Source organism: Alcaligenes sp. EGD-AK7 (assembly GCF_000465875.3).
Lineage (GTDB): Bacteria > Pseudomonadota > Gammaproteobacteria > Burkholderiales > Burkholderiaceae_B > Alcaligenes > Alcaligenes phenolicus.
Genome location: NZ_AVOG02000048.1, coordinates 1 through 594, shown reverse-complemented (window position 1 = coordinate 594; position 594 = coordinate 1). Strand labels below are relative to the sequence as shown.

Annotated in this window: 1 protein-coding gene; it reads right to left on the bottom strand. The window is 60.4% G+C overall.

Annotated features, from left to right (window positions below):
- On the bottom strand, positions 1–577 hold a 577-nt coding region (locus tag N879_RS15680; protein ID WP_200914610.1), incomplete at its 3' end, for a flagellar hook-basal body complex protein.
- Positions 578–594 lie beyond the last annotated feature (17 nt).

The window sequence follows — 594 nt, the reverse complement described above, 5'->3', positions numbered from 1 at the left end:
TCTCCACCGTTTTGGCGTTGGCCTGATAGTTGCGCTGGGCGACGATCAGGTTGACCAGCTGCGCCGTAAGATCGACGTTCGAGTCCTCCAGAGCACCGGACTGCAGAGAGCCCAGTGTTCCAGATCCTGGCGTTCCGATAGCGGGTTCCCCGGAGGCCAGCGTTTGCGCCCAAGCCGTGCCACCTACCGAAGCAAGCCCTTGCGAGTTCGTGAAATTCGCCAACACCACTTGCCCGATGACCTTCGACTGACCATTGGTGTAGGTGGCGAACATCATGCCAGTGTCATCGATGGAGAGCCCCGACAACTGACCCGTGGTGTAGCCGTCCTGGACCGGACTGCTCAATACCGCGAAGCTGGTATTCGTCTGGCTGATGTTGCGCAGATCGATGGAAATACCACTCGCGCTGGCGGCTGCGCCATTGCTTCCCCAGGTGACCGGCGAGGTAGTCGAATCGGTCACTGTCGCCGGCACCCAGGTATTCAAGGTCAGGGTGCCATCGGCGTTCACATCGAAATCGGTGGATGCCAGGGAGGTCAGATCCAGCGCTCCAGACGCCGTGAAGCCGATGCTCACCTCATACGCCTCCGTGG